The organism is Albimonas pacifica (assembly GCF_900113695.1).
Classification (GTDB): domain Bacteria; phylum Pseudomonadota; class Alphaproteobacteria; order Rhodobacterales; family Rhodobacteraceae; genus Albimonas; species Albimonas pacifica.
The window spans coordinates 569269-588238 of sequence record NZ_FOQH01000002.1 but is presented as its reverse complement, the minus strand read 5'-3'; the positions used below and the strand labels follow the sequence as shown (position 1 = coordinate 588238).

Annotated in this window: 7 protein-coding genes; 3 read left to right on the top strand and 4 right to left on the bottom strand. The window is 77.4% G+C overall.

The window, feature by feature from the left end:
* Positions 1 to 5: 5 nt before the first annotated feature.
* From BM064_RS05310 to BM064_RS05295, 4 genes are read right to left on the bottom strand one after another with little or no spacing between them, the layout of a single operon-like run.
* Positions 6 to 4220 carry a non-ribosomal peptide synthetase gene (locus BM064_RS05310; protein WP_092858588.1) on the bottom strand — a complete coding sequence of 1405 codons (4215 nt, stop codon included), beginning with the start codon at positions 4218 to 4220 and terminating at the stop codon, positions 6 to 8.
* 2 nt (positions 4221 to 4222) lie between these two features.
* Positions 4223 to 5287, bottom strand: a complete 1065-nt coding sequence (locus tag BM064_RS05305; RefSeq protein ID WP_092858586.1) for an LLM class flavin-dependent oxidoreductase — start codon at positions 5285 to 5287, stop codon at positions 4223 to 4225.
* 20 nt (positions 5288 to 5307) lie between these two features.
* Positions 5308 to 9711: a type I polyketide synthase gene (locus tag BM064_RS05300; protein WP_177236151.1), complete on the bottom strand. Its 4404-nt coding sequence runs from the start codon at positions 9709 to 9711 to the stop codon at positions 5308 to 5310.
* A gap of 16 nt (positions 9712 to 9727) precedes the next feature.
* Positions 9728 to 11965: an AMP-binding protein gene (locus BM064_RS05295; protein ID WP_092858582.1), complete on the bottom strand. Its 2238-nt coding sequence runs from the start codon at positions 11963 to 11965 to the stop codon at positions 9728 to 9730.
* 190 nt (positions 11966 to 12155) lie between these two features.
* On the opposite strand from BM064_RS05295, the gene BM064_RS05290 reads away from it, so the two are divergent.
* The 3 genes from BM064_RS05290 to BM064_RS05280 are packed head-to-tail and all read left to right on the top strand — an operon-like array spanning position 12156 to position 18969.
* Positions 12156 to 16628, top strand: coding sequence for a non-ribosomal peptide synthetase (locus tag BM064_RS05290; protein WP_092858580.1), 4473 nt, complete (start codon positions 12156 to 12158; stop codon positions 16626 to 16628).
* Complete coding sequence (locus tag BM064_RS05285) at positions 16625 to 17497, top strand: class I SAM-dependent DNA methyltransferase (protein WP_092858578.1); 873 nt, start codon at positions 16625 to 16627, stop codon at positions 17495 to 17497. Before BM064_RS05290 ends, BM064_RS05285 begins: the two co-directional genes overlap by 4 nt.
* Positions 17494 to 18969 carry an aspartate aminotransferase family protein gene (locus BM064_RS05280; protein ID WP_092858576.1) on the top strand — a complete coding sequence of 492 codons (1476 nt, stop codon included), beginning with the start codon at positions 17494 to 17496 and terminating at the stop codon, positions 18967 to 18969. The genes BM064_RS05285 and BM064_RS05280 overlap by 4 nt, the downstream gene beginning before the upstream one ends.
* Position 18970 lies beyond the last annotated feature (1 nt).

Below are 18970 nucleotides of genomic sequence, written 5' to 3'. Positions count from 1 at the left end.
GGGCCTTATCCTCCGGGTTGGACGAGCCGCGCGCGCAGGCGGTCGAGTTTCGCGGGCCCCCGTGCGGGCGGGGCCGTCGGGGCGGGACGGGCGAGGAGCTCGGCCCGCCCGCGGGCGGCGAGCCGCGCCAGCCCCGCCGGCTCGAAACCCGCCCCCCGCCAGGTCAGGCGCAAAGCGGCGGGCCCGGCCTCGACGGCCAGGTGCAGGGCGGGCGAGGGCGGGAGCGGGGGGGCGGGGGCCTCGATCCACTCCACGCCAGCGGCGGGGGCCTGCGTCCATTCGAGAACCGCCAGGCCCTCGGGCAGCGCGCGCGGGTCCACGTCCCCGGTCTCCGCGGCGGCCTGCACGGCGCGCAGGGCGGCGGCGGGGTCGGTGGGAACCTCGGTCAGGCGCAGGGGCAGCAGGCGGAGGGCATGGCCGAGGCCGGAGAGGGGCGCCGTCGCCAGCAGCGCCAGCGACACCGCCCCGCCGCCCTGCCAGGCCGAGAGCGTGCGGGCCAGCGCCGCGGCCGCAAGCCGGCTTTCGGGGGCGCCGGACCGGCGGACCTCCGCCCGGAAGGCGGCGAGATCGGCCTCCGCCAGCGTCTGGAAAACCGGCGCCGAGGTCCCTGCCCCGCCGCGATGGGGCAGCGGGTCCAGCCGGGGCGCGGCCTGCGCAGGGCGCGCGGCGGGCGCCTCCGCCGGCAGGTCCAGCGCCTCGCCCCGCAGATGGGCGGCGAGCGCCAGGGCCAGCCGTTCGGTCGAGGGGGCGTCGAGCAGGCGCGGGTCGACGGTCAGCTCCAGCCTCTCGTCGTCGAGATGCGCCTGCCAGGCCGGCGCCTCCGCCGCCGGATCGGGGCGCCAGGCGTCGTCCTCGGCGGTCAGGCGCAGGACGGCATGGGCCTCGCGCAGGGCCGCGACGGCGGCGGCGAGCGCCGAGGGCGTCGCGCCGGGGGTGGGGACGCGCAGGCGGCGGCGGGGCTCGGGGGGCTGGGCGTGTTGCGCGGGGGTGAAGGGGAGGCGCTCGGAGGCCGCGGCGCGGGCGGCGGCGGCCTGGGCGGCGACGGTCTGGTGGGCGAACATCTGGGCCGGGGCCAGCATCAGCCCCTGCGCCCGGGCCCGCGCGGCGATGCGCATGGCGCTGATCGAGGCGCCGCCGAGGTCGAAGAAGTTCTCTTCGACCCCCACGGTCTCGCGGCCCAGCACCTCGGCCCAGATCGCCTGCAGGGCGGTCTCCTCGGGCGTGGCGGGGGGGCGGCCGGGGTCGCGGGGGGCGGCGGCCTCGGGGTCGGGCAGCCGGGCGCGGTCGATCTTGCCGTTGGCGTTCAGAGGGAAGGCCTCGAGCGCCACGAAGGCCCCGGGGACCATGTAGGCGGGCAGCCGGGCGGCGAGGTCGGCGCGCAGCTCGGCGGGCGACGGCGCGCGCGCGCCCTGGGGGCGCAGCCAGGCGGTCAGCCGGCCGTCGCGGACCATGACCAGCGCCTCGGCCACGTCGGCGCGGGCGGTCAGGGCGGCCTCGATCTCGCCGGGCTCGATGCGGTGGCCGTCGAGCTTGATCTGGTGGTCGAGCCGCCCGAGGAAGGCGATCCGCCCCCCCGCCTCCAGCCGCGCGAGGTCGCCGGTGCGGTAGACCCGCTCGCCCCCGATCTCGACGAAGCGCTCGGCGGTCAGGTCGGGCCGGCGGTGATAGCCGGCGCTGAGGCCGGCGCCGCCGATGACGAGTTCTCCGGGCACGCCCTCCGGCAGGGCCTGGCCGTGGCGGTCGAGGATCCGCAGCGTGGTGTTGGCGAGCGGGCCCCCGATGGGGACGGGGGCGTCGCCCTCGACCGCCTCCAGCTTCAGGGCGGCGGACCAGATCGTGGTCTCGGTCGGGCCGTACATGTTCCACAGGGCGCCGACGCGGGGGGCCAGGGCGCGGGCGAGATCGGCGGGCAGCGCCTCGCCCCCGCAGAGCGCGGTCAGGCCGGGGCGGCCGGGCCAGCCGGCCTCGACCAACAGCCGCCAGGCGGCGGGGGTGGCCTGCATGTGGGTGACCGCGTGGCGGTCGAGCGCAGCCGAAAGCCGGTCGGGATCCAGCGCATGGTCGCGGTCGGCCAGCGCCACCGTGGCGCCGGCGGCGAGCGGGGCCAGGATCTCCAGCGCCGCGATGTCGAAGGCGACGGTGGTCAGCGCCAGCATCCGGTCTCCGGCGCGCGGGCCGGGGCCCTCCAGCGTGGCGGCCAGCAGGTTCGCCAGCGCCCGGCGGGAGATCGGCACGCCCTTGGGCCGCCCGGTCGAGCCGGAGGTGAAGATCAGGTAGGCGAGGGCGTCCGGAGAGGGGCGCGGGAGCGGCGGGGCCTCGGGGGCCTCCAGCGTCGTGGGGTCGACCACCGGACAGGGGGCCGACATCTCCTCCTCCGCCAGCAGCAGGCCGACGCCGGCGTCGATCAGTGCCGCGTCGCGCCGCGCAGCCGGGTGGGCGGGGTCGAGCGGCACGTAGGGGATGCCCGCCTTCAGCGCCGCCAGCATCGCCACCACCAGCGAGGGGCGCCGCGGCAGGCACAGGCCGAGGCAGGCGCCGGGGCCCGCCAGCTCCGGCCGGGCGCGGAGGGCGCGGGCGAGATGGTCGGCGGCCGCATGAAGGGCGGCGGCGTCCAGCGTCTCGCCGGTCGAGAGGTCGATCAGGGCCGGCGCGGCGCCGGCGTCGATCAGGGCCGGCTCGGCGCCGGCTGGCGGCGCGAGCAGGTCGGCGAGGTCGGGGATGGGGCGGCTCGGCCCGGTCAGGACGGCTGCGGCGCGTTGGGCGGGGGGGCGCCATTCCAGCGTCTCGATCGCCGCCTCGGGGCGGTCGAGGGCGGCGGCGAGCAGGGTCTCGAACTGGGCGGCCATGCGGGCGACGAAGCCGGCGTCGTAGAGGGCGGCGCGACGCTCCACGATCAGGACGAGGCCGTCTTCGCGCGACATCATCGTCCAGGTCAGGTCGAACTTGGTCTCGGCCAGCGGGATCGGGCGCTGGCGGATGCGCAGGCGGGGGTCGCCGAGGTCCACGGCGTCGGCGTTCTGGCGGGCGTAGCCGTCCCACTGCACCTGGAACAGGGTCTGGAACAGCGGCGTGCGGTCGGGGCGGCGAGGGGCGCCGGTCGCCTCGACCACCCGGGCGAAGGGCAGCGCCTGGCGGTCGAAGGCGCGCAGGAAGCCGGCATGGACCGCGGCCGTCCAGTCGCGGAAGCTCAGCCCCGCGCGGGGCCGGGCGCGATGCACCAGCGTGTTGACGAAAAGCCCCACCGTCCCGGCCGCCGCCCCGTCCCGGCCGGCGGAGGGCACGCCGACCGAAAGGTCGTCCGCCCCCGTCAGCCGGTGCTGCAGCAGCTGGAACACCGCCAGCAGCAGCGTGAAGGGCGTCGCCCCCAGCGCCGCCGCCGCCGGCGCCACGCGGGCGGCGAGGTCGGGCGGCAGGCGGTGGAAGGAGGTCTCCGCGCGACGGTCCGCAGAGCCCTCGGCCCCCGGCGCCTCGGGCAGGCGCGGGGGGGAGAGGCCGGCCAGCTGCTCGCGCCAGAACGCCTCCTGGGCGCGGGCCTCGGGCCCCTGCAGCCAGTCGGCCTGGGCGAGGGCGAGGTCGGCGAATTGCGCCGGAGGGGCCGCCGCCCCGGGCTCGCCGTCGCGCAGGGCGGCGTAGTCCGCGGCCAGCTCCCGCAGGAGGATGCCGCGCGACCAGCCGTCGGCGGCGATGTGGTGGATCGAGACCATCAGGCGCGCGCGCCCCTCGCCCAGCCGCAGCAGGGTCGCCCGGATCGGGAGATCGTTGGCGAGGTCGAAGGGGCGGGCGACGAAGGCGCGCTCGGCGGCGTCGGGGTCGGCGGGCGCGGCCTCCTCCGGCGCGAAGGGGGCGGGGGGCGGGATCTCCTGCCGCGGGCCGTCGTCGTCCTGGGGGTGGAGGGTGCGCAGGGCCTCGTGCCGGGCGACGAGGCGGGTCAGCGCGCCGCGCAAGGCCGGCGCATCCAGCGGCCCCTCGATCTCCCAGGCGAAGGCGATGGCGAAGGAGGCGTCGTGCGGGCGCAGCGTCTGCATCAGCCAGAACTGCATCTGCGCGGGCGAGAGCGGCAGGCGCGCAGGCCGCGCGGGCGGCTCGGGGGCCACCTGCGACCAGGCGATGCCCGCCGCCTCCACCTTCGCGCGCAACGCCTCGCGCTGCGCCGCCGACAGCCCCGCCACCCGGGCGCGCAGCGCGGCGAGGTCGGGCCCGGCCCTGCCTGGAGCCTCCATGCTCAGACCGCCTCCAGCCGCCGCACGCCGGCGGTGGCCTTCGCCAGTTCCGCGAGATGCGGCAGGCCCCCCATCACCAGCTCGCGGTCCTGCACGAAGTCGATCAGGCTGGCGATCTCGTCCACGCCCGCCTCGGCCAGCGCCTCGACCATCGGGCGGCAGCTCTCGGGGGAGCCGATCAGGGCGCGGCCGTTCATGAAGCCCTCGACCCCGAAGCGGAGCAGGCTGTCGAGGTCGTCCTGCGAGAAATCCGACAGCCGCACGTCCAGCTTCATGCTCTTCGCCAGGCTCTCGAGCAGGTGGTAGTGGGTGCGCAGGTAGTCGGAGAACGGCCCGATCACCCTGGCCCGCGCGGTCTCGGGGTCCTCGGCGAGGAACGTGTGCACCATCATCGCCACGCGCCCGGCGTCGGGATCGTGGCCGGCGCGGTCCAGCGCCTCGCGGTAGGCGCGGATCTTGGGGGCCACGTCGTCGAGCGTCTCGCCCAGCAGCGAGCACAGCACGTTGATCCCGCGCCGGCCGGCCTCGACGAAGGTCTCGGTGGACTGGCCGGCGACCCAGAAGGGGATGCGCGGCTGCAGGGGGCGCGGCAGGGTCTTCGCCTCGACCTCGTTGCCGTCGGCGTCCTCGAAGACCACCGCCTCGCCGGCGAGCAGGCGGGTGATCTCGTCGTAGCTGCGCCACATCAGGGTGCGGCGGAAGCCGTGCGGCTCGCGCGAGAGGACGAACTCCTCCATCGTCCAGCCCGAGGCGATGGCGACGCCGGCGCGCCCGCCGGAGAGGTTGTCGACCACCGCCCAGTCCTCGGCCACCCTGACCGGGTGATGCAGCGGCGCGACCACGCTGCCGGAGCGGAGCTGGACGTTCTTCGTCGCCATCGCCAGGGCGGCGTGGATCACCGCAGGGTTGGGGTAGAGGCCGCCGAAGGCGTGGAAATGCCGCTCGGGCACCCACAGCGCCTGGAAGCCGTTCTCGTCGGCGAAGCGGGCGCTGTCGAGCAGCAGGCGATAGGCGTCGGGGTTCCGGCGAGAGCCGTCGCCGTCGAAGTAGAACAGGCTGAACTGCATGGATCCTCCCGGGGGGTTGGTCAGGCCGCGCCGTCGGCGGGGCTGGTCTCGATCTCGTCGAGCATCCGCGCCAGCGCGCGGCCGTCCTCGTCGGCCTTGGCGCGAGCCTCGCGCAGGGCGGCGGCGATGCCGGCGGCGGAGGGCTGCTCCTGCAGCAGGGCGCGCACCGGCAGCTCGACGCCGAAGTCGCGGCGCAGACGGTCGACGATCTGGATGGCGAGGAGCGAGTGGCCGCCGAGCTCGAAGAAATCGTCCTCGACCCCGATCTCCGGCACGCCGAGCATCTGCGACATCACCGCCACCACCGCCCGCTCCGTATCGTCGCGCGGGGGGACGAGGGGGCGGGTCCGGCGGCGGGGCGCCGGGGGCTCGGCCGGCGGGCGGTCGGCTTCGGAGAGCCGGCGCGCGAGGGGGCCGGGGGTGACCGCGACCAGGCTCGCGCCCGGCCGGGCGAGGATGGCGCGGGTCAGCCGTGCGACCTCGGCCTCGGAGAGGATCCGCAGGGTCGAGAGGCCGGCGTGGCCGGCCAGCGAGCCGGTCTCGGCCGCGTCCCATTGCACGGCCTGCCAGGCGGTCGGGCCCTCGCGCCCCGCCAGCGCGGCGATCGCCTCGATCCCCGCGTTGGCGGCGGCGTAGGGGCCGAGGCCGGCGCCCCCCGCCAGCACCGACAGCGACGACTGCACCAGGCAGAAGGCGAGGTCGCGGCCCGCCAGAGCCCGGCGCAGGGCCGCCACGCCGCGCAGGCGCGGCTCGACCAGGCGGGTCAGCGCCGCGGGCTCGGCCTCGGCCAGCGCCATGAGGCTGGCGTCGCCCATGGCGCCGGTGTGGAAGACGCCGGCGAGCGGGCCCAGCCGCGCCTCGGCCGCATCCAGCGCCCGGCCCAGCCAGGCGGCGTCGGTCGGGTCGCCCGCCTCGGCATGGAGCGTGAAGCCGGGCGCGGCCAGGGCGCGCAGACCGTCGGCGAGGCGGCCCTCCCCCTGCCCGGTCTGCGCGCCCGCGCCCAGCAGCGCGACGCCGCAGGCCCCGGCCTCGCGGGCCGCGCGGGCGAAGGCCAGGGTCAGGCCGGAGGCGAGGTCGCCCACGATCACCGCGGCGCGGCCATGAAGGGCGGGCAGCGTCTCGGGCTCGGGCGAGGGCGCGGCCTCCCACTCCCGCCGCCACAGCCGGCCGCCGCGCAGGGCCAGCGCGTCGGCGGGCGCGAAGGGGGCGTTCAGCGCGTCGGCGAGGCCGCGGATCGGGCCCGCCGGCTCGGAGAGGTCCAGGTCGAGGCTGCGGCAGACGAGGCCCGGCAGCTCCTGCGCCAGCGCCGGCACCAGGCCCGCGGCCATGGCCGCGCCGGGGTCCAGCGGCTCGCGCCCGGCGACGTCCTGCATGCCGGCGCCGACCAGGGTCAGGCGCGGGCGCAGGGTCGAGCCCGCCAGCGCCCGGCCCAGCGCCACGGCCCCGCGGAGCAGCGCGCCCGGCGCCTCGCCCGCGGTCTCGTCCAGGCCCCAGGCGCAGAGGATTTCTTCGGGGGCGGCCGCCTCCAGCGCCTCGCGCAGGGTTGTGGAGTCGGCCTCGGGGGGGAGGTCCAGCCGCTCGGCCGCCAGCGGTCGGTCGAGGCGCGGGTCCAGCGCCGCGGCGCCCAGCAGCAGACGGCGGGGCGGGGCGGCGGGGGCGGCGGCGGGCAGGCGCCGCCAGCTGGGCTGGTGGGTCCAGCGGGCGGGGTCGGTCGCGGCCCGCGGATCCTCGGGCGCGGCGGAGGCGGGGGGCAGCCAGAAGGGGCGCCGCTGGAACGGGTAGCCGGGCAGCGGCACGCGGCGGCGGGGGGCGGGGTGCAGGGCGGGCCAGTCGATGGGCGCCCCTGCGGCCCAGAGCTCGCCGGTCGCGCGCAGGACCTCGGCCGCGCCGTCGCGGGCGCCGGCCTCGGGCAGCGAGGCGACGCCGCGGCTCTCGGGCCCGTCGTCGCCGGCCAGCGCCTGGCGGGCGAGGCGGATCAGCCCCGCGCCCGGCCCGATCTCCAGCAGCAGAGGGCGCGAATATTCGCGCAGGCGGGCCACGGCCTCGCCGTAGCGCACCGGGCGGCGGAGCTGGCGGGACCAGCGGTCGGGGTCCGTCGCCTCGGCCGCCGTCAGCCAGTCGCCGGTGAGGGTCGAGACGATGGGGATTTCGGGAGGGCGCAGCGCCACGCCCGCCACCGCCTCGCGGAAGGGCGCCATGGCTGGCTCCATCGCGGCGCTGTGGAAGGCGTGGGAGGTCTGCAGGGGCCGACAACCGACTCCGCTGCGCTCGAGCCGCGCGGCGAGCTCGGCGATGGCCGCCTCGGGCCCGGCGAGGGTCACGCTGCGCGGGCCGTTGACGGCGGCGAGCTCCACGCCCTCGGGCAAGGCGCCCTCCGCCTCCGCCTCCGAGATCATCGCCGACAGCATCGCGCCCCGCGGGCAGGCCTGCATCAGCGCGCCCCGGGCGACGGCGAGGCGCATCCCGCCTTCCAGGTCCATCACGCCCGCAAGGCAGGCGGCGGCGAGCTCGCCCACGCTGTGCCCGATCAGCGCCGTGGGGACGACGCCGCGGGCGATCCACATCCGCGCCAGCGCCAGCTCGAGGGCGAAGAGCGCGGGCTGGGCGGCCCGGGTCTCGTGGATCCGCCGGGGCTCGGCGGGGTCCAGCATGAGGGCCGGGAGGACCAGCTCGGCGGGGGCGAGGTCGAGGCAGGCGTCCAGCGTCTCGCGGAACGCCGGCTCGGCGGCGCGCAGGTCGCGGGCCATGCCGGCGCGCTGGGCGCCCTGGCCGGCGAAGACGAAGACTGGCTCGGGGGCGCCGGAGAGGGGGCGCAGCGGCTCGGCCGGCGCGCGCAGGGCGGCGATGGCGGCCTCGCGGGTGGCGGCGACGACGGCGCGCCGCTCGGGCAGCGGGCGGCGGCCGACCTGGAGGGTGAAGGCCACGTCGGCGAGCGGGGCCTCGCCCGCCTCCAGCGCCGCGGCCAGATCCTCGCCCAGCCGCGCCAGCGCCTCGGGCGTGCGGGCGGAGAGGGGGAGGAGCTGGGCGCCCTCCGTCTGCGGGGCGGCGGGGAGGCGCGGCGGCTCCTCGATCACCAGGTGGGCGTTGGCGCCGCCCATGCCGAACGACGACAGGCCGGCGCGCCGCGGGCGGTGGGGGTCGCGGGGCCAGGGGCGGGCCTCGGCCGAGACCTCGAAGGGGCCGAAGGCGCATTTCGGGTTGGGCTGCGCGTAGTTCGCCGTGCTGGGGAAGCGGTCGTGGCTGAAAGCCAGCAGCAGTTTCGCGAGCCCCGCCATGCCGGCGGCGGCGTCGAGATGGCCGACGTTGCCCTTCACCGAGCCCAGGGTGCAGCGGCGCCCGGCCGTCTCCAGCGCCTCGCCATGGGCGCGGGTGAGGGCGGCGACCTCGATCGGGTCGCCCAGGGCGGTGCCGGCGCCGTGGGCCTCGATGCAGTCGAGGGCCTCGGCCCCCAGCCGCGCGTCGGCCAGCGCCGCCGACAGCACCGCCGCCTGGCCCGAGACGCTGGGCGCCGTCAGCCCCACCTTGTCGGCCCCGTCGCTGCCGATGGCCGAGCCCAGGATCACGCCGCGGATCGGGTCCCCGTCAGCGAGCGCGTCGCTCAGCCGGCGCAGCACCACCACGCCGCAGCCGTTGGCGAAGACCGTGCCGGCGGCGGCGGCGTCGAAGGGCCGGCAGACGCCGTCGGGGGCGGCGACGCCCCCGGCCTGGTGGGCGTAGCCCTCGGGGCGGGGGGCGTCGACGGCGGCGGCGGCGGCCAGCGCCAGGTCGCACTCGCGCCGGCGAAGGGCCTGCACGGCCATGTGGATCGCGGTGAGCGCGGTCGAGCAGGTGGTCTGCACCCCCACGCTCGGCCCCGTCAGGCCGAAGCGCCAGGAGACGCGGGCCGCGACCATGCCGGCGATGTTGGCGAGCCCCGCCTCCATCCGGCCGGCCCGGCCGGCGGCGCGCAGCAGGTGGCTCGACAGCGACGCGCCGGCCCAGACGCCGACGCGGCCGGGCTCGCGGGCCGGATCGCGGCCGGCGTCCTCCAGCGCGTGCCAGGCGCATTCCAGGACCATCCGCTGCTGGGGGTCCAGCAGCTCCGCCTCGCGCGGGGCGTAGCCGAAGAGATCGGCGTCGAAGCCGTCCGCCTCGGGCGGGCCGCCCCAGACGGGCACGTAGTCGGGATCGTCGAGCAGCGCGGCCGGAAGCCCCGCGGCGGCGAGATCGGCGGCGTCCACGCGCTGCAGCCCGCTCTCGCCGCGGTCCAGCAGGTCCCAGAACGCGTCGAGGTCCGGGGCGCCGGGGAAGCGGGCGGCGAGGCCGACGACGGCGATCCCCTCGTGGCGGTCGGCCTGGTGGCGGGCGAGGCGGGCGGCGGCGCGATCGAGCAGATCGCGCATCCGCGCCTCGCCCTCCCCGTGGGGCTGGCTGGTGGAGGTCATCGGAACCCTCTCCCGGTCAGGGATCGGAAGCCAGCAGCGCCTCGAGCGCGCGCATGGCCTCGTCGTCGTCATCGCTGGCGGGAACGTCTCGGGCGCCCTGGGGGGCCCGGTTTTCGCTGGCAAGGGGGGCGTGGGCTGACTGGCCGGGACCGGCGCCGGAGGGGGGCGCGTCGGGCGGAAACAGGCGGCCCAACAGGTGGTCGCCCAGCGTGGCGAGCGTGGCGTGCTCGTAGATCAGGGTCGCGTCGAGCGCAAGGTCGAGGTCCCGCTCCAGCCCCGCCACCAGCGCCACGCCGCCGGCGGAATCGAGGCCGAGATCGAACAGGCCCACGTCCTCGGCGATCGCCGCGTCGTCGCCCGTCGCCCGGGCCAGCGCGGCGCGCAGATGCGCCAGCAGGCGGGCCCGGCGCACCGCGGGCGGGGCCGCGCGCAGGGCCTGGGCGAGGGCGCCCGGAGGGGCCGCCTGCGGGTCCTGCGGCGCCGCGCGGGCGTGCTCGGCGAGCGGGGTCAGCCAGCCGCCGGGGGCGAGGCCGTCGCGCACCGCGAAGCGCTGGATCTTGCCGCTGGGGGTCGCCGGCAGCGCGCCTGGGCGCAGCAGCACGAGCCGCGCGGGCAGCACCCCGTGGCGATCGGCCAGCGCCCGGCGCAGGGCGGCGAAGATCTCGGCCGAGCGGGGCGCGCGGCAGGCGCTGCGGTGCAGCTCGCAGGCCAGCGCGAAGTCGCCGTCGCCGCCGGCGTCCAGCGCGAAGGCGGCGGCGCGGCCGGGCAGCAGGTCGGGGTGGGCGGCGGTCGCCGTCGCCTCCAGGTCCTGGGGGTGGAGGTTGCGGCCGCGGACCACGATCAGCTCCTTCAGCCGCCCGGCGACATAGAGCCGGCCGTCGACCCGCGCGCCCAGGTCCCCGGTGCGCAGCCAGCCGCCCTGTCCGTCGAGGCGCTGGTCGAAGGTCCCCTCGGCATCCTCGCGCCCCCAGCAGCCCCGCGCCACCGAAGCGCCCCGCAGCCAGATTTCGCCGACCGCATCGGGGGGGAGGCGGGTCCGCGACGCAGGGTCGACGATGGCGAGCTCGATGCCCGGCGCGACCGCCCCGCTCTCGACCAGTTCGGCGCCGTGGCCGGGGGCGATGCGGTGGGCGGCGAGCGCCTCGGCGTCCAGCGCCAGCGCCCGCGCGCCCGCGCCGTCGGGCGGGGTGACGGAGACGCAGAGCGTCGCCTCGGCCAGCCCGTAGCAGCCGACCCACAGCTCGGGCCTGAAGCCCCGCGGGGCGAAGGTCTGCGCGAACCGGCGCAGGGTCTCGGCGCGGATCGCCTCGGCGCCGGAGAAGGCGAGGCGCAGGCCCGATAGGTCCACCCGCGCCAGCGCCTCGGGCGAGGCATGGCGCAGGCAGTGCTCGTAGCCGAAGTTCGGGCCGCCGATCAGGGTGGCGCCGGAGCGGGAGGCGAGCTCCAGGTAGCGGATCGGGTCGCGCAGGAAGGCCGCCGGGCTCATCATCGCGTTGGGCACGCCCAGGCGCACCGGCGTGAGGATGCCGCCGATCAGGCCCATGTCGTGGTAATGCGGCAGCCAGCCCGCGATCCGGTCCGAGGGACGGAAGCGGAAGGCGTGGCGGATCTGCTCGAGGTTCGCCGAGAGCATCCCGTGGGTGATCATCACCCCCTTCGGCGCCCCGGTGGAGCCGGAGGTGTATTGCAGGAAGGCGAGGTCCCCGGGCCCCGGCTGGTCCCAGGCCGCGCCCGGCTCAGGGGCCGGCCGGGCGGGATCGGCCGCTTCCGACAGCAGGATGTGCGCGACGCCCGCCTCGGCCACCGCCTCGCCGAGACGGTCGCGCAGCTCCGGCGCGCAGAGCAGGGCCGCGGCGCCCGAATCGCGGGCGATATGGGCCCAGCGGCTGAGGCGCTCGCGCCGGCGCGGCGGGGGCACGGGGGTGGGCACGGCGCCGGCGGCGAGGCAGCCCAGGAAGGCCGCGATGAAGGCGAGCCCCGCCGGGAAGGCCACCAGCACCCGGTCGCCCCGCGCGATGGCGCCGCAGGCGCGCAGCTCCGCCGCCACGCCGGCGACGCGGGCGTGCAGCCCGGCCCAGGTCCAGCTCGTGAACGCCTCGGGCTCGTCGCGCGATTCGTCGCCGTGGAAGCGGAAGGCCTCCACCGCGCCCATGCCCGCGGCGCGGTCGTCGAGATGCGCCAGGATGCTCCGGAAAGGGTCGGCGGCGCAGGGACTTGGGTTGGACGCAACAGCGGGGACGGCGGACGCAGGCATCGCGCGCGGCACTCCTCGGATCGGTGGATTTCGCGGAGGGGCTGGCGGGCGGCGGCGAGGCTCGCTCCTCGATGGTTTCACCTCTACACGGCTTGCCCGCAGATCCAAACTGTTTTAGTCGGGTATTCGAGCTTGACCCAGGCCCCGGCTTCCCAGGCGCTCTCGTCCCCCCTTCGTCGCGTCGAGATCCATGCCGAGCCCCTGGACGTCATTCGCCCCTTCGCAGGCCGAATCCGCCTTCCGCGGAGCGCCCGATGCGGAGGGCTTCCTCGCCCGCCTTTTCCAGCACGGCATCCGCGTTGCGGTCGTCGACGGCCGCCTGCGCTGCACCGGCCCGTCGGAGCTGCTGGCCGGCCCCCTGGGCGCCGAGATCCGGGCCCGCAAGCCCGAGATCCTGGCCTTTCTCGACCGCGCCGCCTCCGCGCCGCGGCCCGATTCGCCGATCCCCGCGCTCGGCGCCGCCGCCCCGCCCCTGACCGCGGCGCAGGCGAGGCTGTGGGCGCTGGAGCGGATGCAGCCCGAGGCCGCCCACCACATCCCCTTCGCCATCGAGGCCGAGGGCGCGCTGGACGAGGCCGCGCTGCTGGCCGCCCTGTCCCGCGTCGCCGCCCGCCACGAGACCCTGCGCCTGCGCATCGAGGACGCCGGCGGCGTCCCCCGCCAGCGCATCGACCCCGAGCCGCGCATCCCCCTGCGCCGAGCCACGCCCGCCGACCCCGAGGCGCTGATCCGCGAGGAGGCCGCGCGCCCCTTCGACCTGGCAGCCGATCCCCCGATCCGCCTCTGCCTCGCCCCCCTGGGCGAGGGTCGCACGCTGATCCTGGTCACGCTGCACCACATCGCCGCCGACGGCGGCTCGATCGAGATCCTGATGGACGAGGTCTCGCGCTTCTACGCCGCCGAGATCGGGGCGGCCGAGGCCCCGGACCTGCCCCCCCTGCCGGTGCAATACGGCGATCACGCCGCCTGGTCCCTGTCGCAGGCGCGCCGGGCCGCCGAGGCCGCGGACATGGCGTTCTGGCAAGAGCGGCTCGCCGATCTCCCCGTCACCCGCCTGCCCGCCGACTTGCCGCGCCCGCCGGTGCAGAGCCTCGCGGCCGCGCGCCTGCCGCTGGCCCTGCCCGCGCCGCTGGTCGAGCGGCTGCGCGCGCTGGGGGCGGCGCAGGGCGCCTCGCTGTTCGCCGTGCTGCTGACGGGGGTGCTGGCGCTGACCCATCGCTGGACCGGGGAGCGGGACCTGATCGTGGGCGCCCCCGCCTCGACCCGCGGCCGGCCGGAGCTGGAGCGGCTGATCGGCCTCTTCGTCAACCCGCTGCCGCTGCGCAGCCAGGTCTCTCCGGCGCAGGGCTTCGCCGCCAATCTCGCCCGGGTGCGCGACGACCTGCTCGACGCGACCGAGCATCGCCACGTCCCCTTCGAGCGCCTGGCCGAGGCCTTCCAGCGCCCCCGCGATCCCGGCGCCAGCCCCCTGTTCCAGCTGAAATTCCAGCTCGACCGCGCCCCGCGCGAGGCCTGGACCCTGCCCGGTCTGACCCTGCGCCGCCGGCCCCTGCCGCCGGGGCCCGCGCGCCACGACCTCTCGCTCGACCTCGTGGACGGGCCCGGGGGCGTGACCGGCCATATCGACTATTGCCGCGACCTGTTCCGGCCCGAGACCGTGGCCGCCTTCGCCGACCACCTCCAGCGCCTGCTGACCTCCGCCGCCGAGGCGCCCGACCGCCCTGTGGCGCTGCTCGACATGCTCTCGCCAGAGGAGATCCACCGCGAGCTGGTGGAGTGGAACGACGCCGCGCGCGAGATCGACCCCGCCGAGCGCTTCCCCGCCCTGTTCGAGGCCTGGGCCGCGAAGACCCCCGACGCCCCCGCCGTGGAGGTGCAGGCCGGGGGCGAGACGCGCGCCGAGAGCTACGCCGCCCTCGACGCCCGCGCCAACCGCCTGGCGCATCGGCTGCGGGCGCTGGGGATCGGGCCGGACGCGGTGGTGGGCATCGCGCTGGATCGCGGCGCGGACATGGTCGCGGCGTGGCTCGCGGTGCTGAAGGCGGGGGCGGCCTACCTGCCGCTCGACCCCGCCTATCCGGCGGAGCGGCTGGCGTGGATGCTGTCGGATTCCGGCGCGCGCCTGGTGCTGACCGCCTCCGACATCGCCCTGCCGGGGGCGGCCGAGCGCATCGACCTCGATCTCGGCTGGCCGGAGGGGGCGGAGACGCCGCCCGCCGCGGGGGCCGACCCGCAGGACCTCGCCTACCTGATCTACACCTCCGGCTCGACCGGGCGGCCGAAGGGGGTCGAGGTTCCGCATGCGGGGCTGGTGAACCTCGCGCGCGACAAGATCGCGATGTGCGGGACGGGGCCGGGCGACCGGGTGATGAGCTTCTTCAGCTTCTCCTTCGACGCCTCGATCCCCGACCTGGTGATGAGCCTCGGCGCGGGCGCCACGTTGCTGCTGGCGCCGGCGCGCGACCTGCCCGCGGGCCCCGCCTTCGCCCGCACCCTGCGCGAGCGGCGGGCGACGCATCTGACCATCACCCCCTCGGCGCTGGCCAGCCTGCCGGAGACGGACCTGCCCGACCTTCGCCTGGTGCTGGTCGGCGGCGAGGCGCCCTCGCGCGAGCTGGTCGAACGCTGGAGCGCCGGGCGGCGCTTCATCAACGCCTACGGCCCGACCGAGTGCACGGTGAACGCCTCGATGGTCCCGCTGACGGCCGAGGCGCCTGACCCGGTGCTGCAGGCGCCGGCGAACAAGCGGCTGCATGTGCTGGACGCGCAGCAGGGGCTGCTGCCGCCGGGCGCGCCGGGGGAGCTGTGCGTGGCGGGGCTGGGCCTCGCGCGCGGCTACCGCGGGCGGCCGGGGGCCACGGCGGCGGTGTTCGTGCCCGATCCCTGGGGGGCCCCGGGGGCGCGGCTCTATCGCACCGGCGACCGGGCGGTGCGGCTGCGCGACGGCTCGATCCGGCTGCTGGGGCGGCTCGACGACCAGATCAAGCTGCGCGGCCACCGCATCGAGCCCGCGGAGATCGCCCGCGCCTGCGAAAGCCACCCCGCCGTCGAGGCCGCCGCCGTGGTCCCGCGCGAGGTCGACGGGCGCACCCGGCTGGTCGCCTACCTGGTCGCAGAGGGCAGGCCGGAGGAGTCGCTGCGCGCCCACCTCCTCGCCCGCCTGCCGCGCCACATGATCCCCGACGCGCTGGTGCGCCTCGACCGCCTGCCGCTGTCGCCGACCGGCAAGCTGGACCTGCGCGCCCTGCCCGCGCCCGAGCCCCGCGCCCGCCGCGGCCGCCCGCCCCGGGGCGAGGCGGAACGGACGGTGGCCGCGCTCTTCTCCGACCTGCTCGGCGTGGCGGACCCGGGGGCGGAGGACGACTTCTTCGACCTGGGCGGCGACTCGCTGCTCGCCACCCGCCTGGTCGCGGCGATCGAGGCCTCCGGCGGCGCCGCCCCCCGGCTGCGCGACCTGTTCGAGAGTTCCACCGTCGCCGCCATCGCCCGCCGCATCGAAGGCGAGACCGCCCCAGGCCCCGGCGCCGAGCCCTGGCGCGAGGATCTCGCCCTCGACCCTGCTATCCGCCCTGCCGCCGGGGCGCCGCTGCGCGCCGGCCTGCCGGGCCCGGTGCTGCTGACCGGCGCCACCGGCTTCGTGGGCGTGCACCTGCTGGCGGAGCTGCTGGAGGACCCTGTGCGCGAGGTCCTGTGCCTCACGCGCCGCGGCGGGGCCGGGCCGATCCTCGCAGCGCTTCAGGCTCACGGGCTGCTGCGCCCCGGGATGGAGGCGCGGGTCGCCACGGTCACGGGCGATCTCGGGGCGCCGAGCCTGGGCCTTTCGACCCCGGATCTCGCCCGCGCCGCCGCCTGCGCCGCGATCCTGCATTGCGGGGCGGAGGTCCACCACATCCGCCCCTACCGCGCCCTGCGGGGCCCCAATGTCGAGGGCACCCGCGCCCTCCTGCGCCTGGCGGCGGAGACGGGGGCCGCCTTCCACCACGTCTCCACGCTCAGCGCCGTCGGCGCGGCGGCGGAGATCGAGGCGGCCGCCGGCCGGCCCCCGCCGGGCGGCGGCTACAACCTGACGAAATGGGTCGCCGAGCGGCTGGCGGCGGAGGCGGGCGCGCGGGGGCTCGCGGTCGCCATTTACCGGCTGGGGGCGATCTCGGGCCACTCGCGCACCGGCGCCTTCAACCCGGCCGACATCCTGGGGCTGCGGCTGCGGGGCTACCTCGCCTCGGGCCTGGCCCCTGCGGGGGAGGCGCGGATGAGCCTGCTGCCGGTGGACCACGCGGCCCGCGCCATCCTGCATCTGGCGGCCGATCCGGAGAACCGGGGCCGGGTCTTCCACCTGGCCCATTCCACCCCCGTCTCCACCGAGCGCCTGTTCGAGGCCTGCGCCGCCGAGGGCCGCCCGATCCGCCGCCTCGCGCCGGCCGAGTGGCGCGCCCACATGGCCCGCATCGCGCGGGCCGAGCCGGACCACCCGCTGCACCGGCTGGCGGCCCTGGGCCCCGGCGAGGGCTTCGGGAACGGCCCCTCGCCGGCCTGCGCGCGGACCCGCGCCGCCCTCGATCCCCACCTGCCCGAGCCGCCCCTGGACCAGGCCCTGCTGCGCCGCTACGTGCGCGCCTGCCTCGCGGCGAACGGCGTCCCCGACCTTCAGGAGGCCGCGCGATGACCCGAGCGCTTAGCGACTACGACGCCTGGGCGGAGCTCTACGACCGCACGCTGGGGCCCGCCTACAGCGCCCTCAAGATGGGGTTCCTGGAGCGTCGGCTGCTCGACCGCCTGCCGGCGGGGGCGCGGGTGCTGGACCTGTGCTGCGGCAGCGGGCGGATGATGGCGCCGATGCTGGCGCGGGGGTTCGCGGTCTCGGGCCTGGACCTCTCGGCCGACATGCTGCGGCTGGCGGCCCGCAACGCGCCGGGGGCGGAGCTGCGCCACGGAGACGCCCGCGACTTTCATTATGAAAGCCCCTTCGCCGGGGCCGTCTGCGCCAGCGCCTCCCTCAACCACATCCGCGATCTCGACGAACTGGAGCGGGTGTTCCGCGCGGTCCATGCCGCGCTGGAGGACGGCGGGCTCTTCGTCTTCGACATCAACCACCCCGCGCAGATGGCGAAGCACTGGCAAGGCCGCACGGCCGCCGGCGAGATCGCCGCCGACCATGCCTGGAGCATCACGCCCCGCTACGCCCCCGAGCGGGCCGAGGGCGCCTTCCGCGTCGACCTGTTCCGCCGGCCCCAGGGCGCGCCCGCCCCAGCCGGGGGGCTGACCCGCGCCCTGCTGCGCCGCCCCCTCGCCCGCCGCCTCCGCCTGCGCCGGCTGGAGGCGTTCGCCGCCCGCCATCCCGACTGGGCGCACCGCGCGATGGATTTCCCGGTGCACGGCCACCCGCTCGACGGCGTCGCAGCCCGGCTCGAGGCGGTGGGCTTCGACGTGTCGCTCGAGACGCTCGCAGGCCGCGGCGAGGTCGGCGCCGACGACGCCGCTTGCTTCGTGTGCCGCGCTCGCCCCGCCCTCCCGCGCCGGATGGCCGCCGAATGAACCGCCACGCCCCCGTGATCCCGAAAGCCTCGACCGCCGAGGACCTCCCCGCCGCCGCCGCCGCGGCCTTCGCCGCGCGCACCCCGGGCTCGAAGGCGATGGCGGAGGCGAGCCGGGACCGGCTCGCCGACAAGACCCCGCTCGCCATGCCCTTCACGCCTGCGCTGAAGGAAGCCTTCTACCCCGTCGTCGCCGAGCGGGCCGAGGGCGCACATCTGTGGGACGTCGACGGCAACCGCTACGTCGACATCCTGATGGGGCTGGGCTGCAACCTGCTGGGCCACAACCCCGAACCGATCCGGCAGGCGCTGGAGGCGCGGCTGGCGCAGGGGTTTCCCATCGGCCCGCAATCCCCGCTGGCCGGCGAGACGGCGGAGATGTTCGCCCGCCTCACCGGCCACGAGCGGGTCACCTTCACCAACACCGGCACCGAGGCGGTGATGACCGCCCTCCGCCTCGCCCGCGCCGCCACCGGCCGGCGCAGGGTGGCGGTGTTCACCAACGCCTACCACGGCCACGCCGACCTCGCGCTGTTCAAGGCGCACCGGCTGGAATACCTGCGCCGCGGGGCGCTGGCGCGGGCCGGCTCGGGGCCGCTGCGCGCGCTGAAGCCGCTGCTGGAGCGGATCATGCTGACCTCCGCCGCCCCCGGTTTCCCGGGCGTGCAGCGGCGGCTGGGGCGCGACCTGGTGGTGCTGGATTACGGCGATCCCCGGTCGCTGGAGGTGGTGCGCAGGCTGGGCGGGTCCCTCGCCGCGGTGCTGGTCGAGCCGGTGCAGAGCCGGGTCCCCGAGCTGCAGCCGCGAGATTTCCTCCATGGCCTGCGCGAGGCGACCGCCGCGACCGGCGCGGCGCTGATCTTCGACGAGATGATCTCCGGCTTCCGCGTGGCGCAGGGCGGGGCGCAGGCGCATTTCGGGATCCGCGCCGACCTCGCCACCTACGGCAAGATCGCCGGCGGCGGCCTGCCGCTGGCGCTGATCGCGGGCGAGCGGCGGTTCATGGACCGGGTCGACGGCGGCGCCTGGCGCTTCGGCGACGCCTCCGCCCCGCAGGTTCCGCAGAGCTTCTTCGCCGGCACCTTCGCCCGCCACCCGCTGTCCCTGACCGCCGCCCACGCGACCGCGAAGATCCTGCTCGACCGGGGCCCCGCCCTGCAGGAGGGGCTGAACGCCGCCACCGCCGAGCTGGTCTCGCAACTGGATACGGGGCTGGAGGCGCGCGGGATCCCGGTGCGCTTCGCCCGCTTCGGCTCGTTCTTCGCCGTCGACGGCGCGCGCAGCCGGATGCCGGCGGCGGCCTCGCCGGTGCTGTCGCTGCTGCTGCTGGCCCGCGGCGTGCACCTGCGCCCGGGGGACCGCGGCGGGTTCCTCTCCACCGCCCATGGCGAGGCCGAGCGCGCCGTCGTCGCCGAGCGCTTCCTCGAAGCCCTCGAGACGATGGCCGAGGCCGGCCTCCTCCCCCGCGCCTGAC

Excerpts from the sequence above, each read along its gene's own strand:
- BM064_RS05310 (WP_092858588.1), bottom strand. The coding sequence starts at position 4,220 with ATGGAGGCTCCAGGCAGGGCCGGGCCCGACCTCGCCGCGCTGCGCGCC.
- BM064_RS05305 (WP_092858586.1), bottom strand. The coding sequence starts at position 5,287 with ATGCAGTTCAGCCTGTTCTACTTCGACGGCGACGGCTCTCGCCGGAAC.
- BM064_RS05300 (WP_177236151.1), bottom strand. The coding sequence starts at position 9,711 with ATGACCTCCACCAGCCAGCCCCACGGGGAGGGCGAGGCGCGGATGCGC.
- BM064_RS05295 (WP_092858582.1), bottom strand. The coding sequence starts at position 11,965 with ATGCCTGCGTCCGCCGTCCCCGCTGTTGCGTCCAACCCAAGTCCCTGC.
- BM064_RS05290 (WP_092858580.1), top strand. The coding sequence starts at position 12,156 with ATGCCGAGCCCCTGGACGTCATTCGCCCCTTCGCAGGCCGAATCCGCC.
- BM064_RS05285 (WP_092858578.1), top strand. The coding sequence starts at position 16,625 with ATGACCCGAGCGCTTAGCGACTACGACGCCTGGGCGGAGCTCTACGAC.
- BM064_RS05280 (WP_092858576.1), top strand. The coding sequence starts at position 17,494 with ATGAACCGCCACGCCCCCGTGATCCCGAAAGCCTCGACCGCCGAGGAC.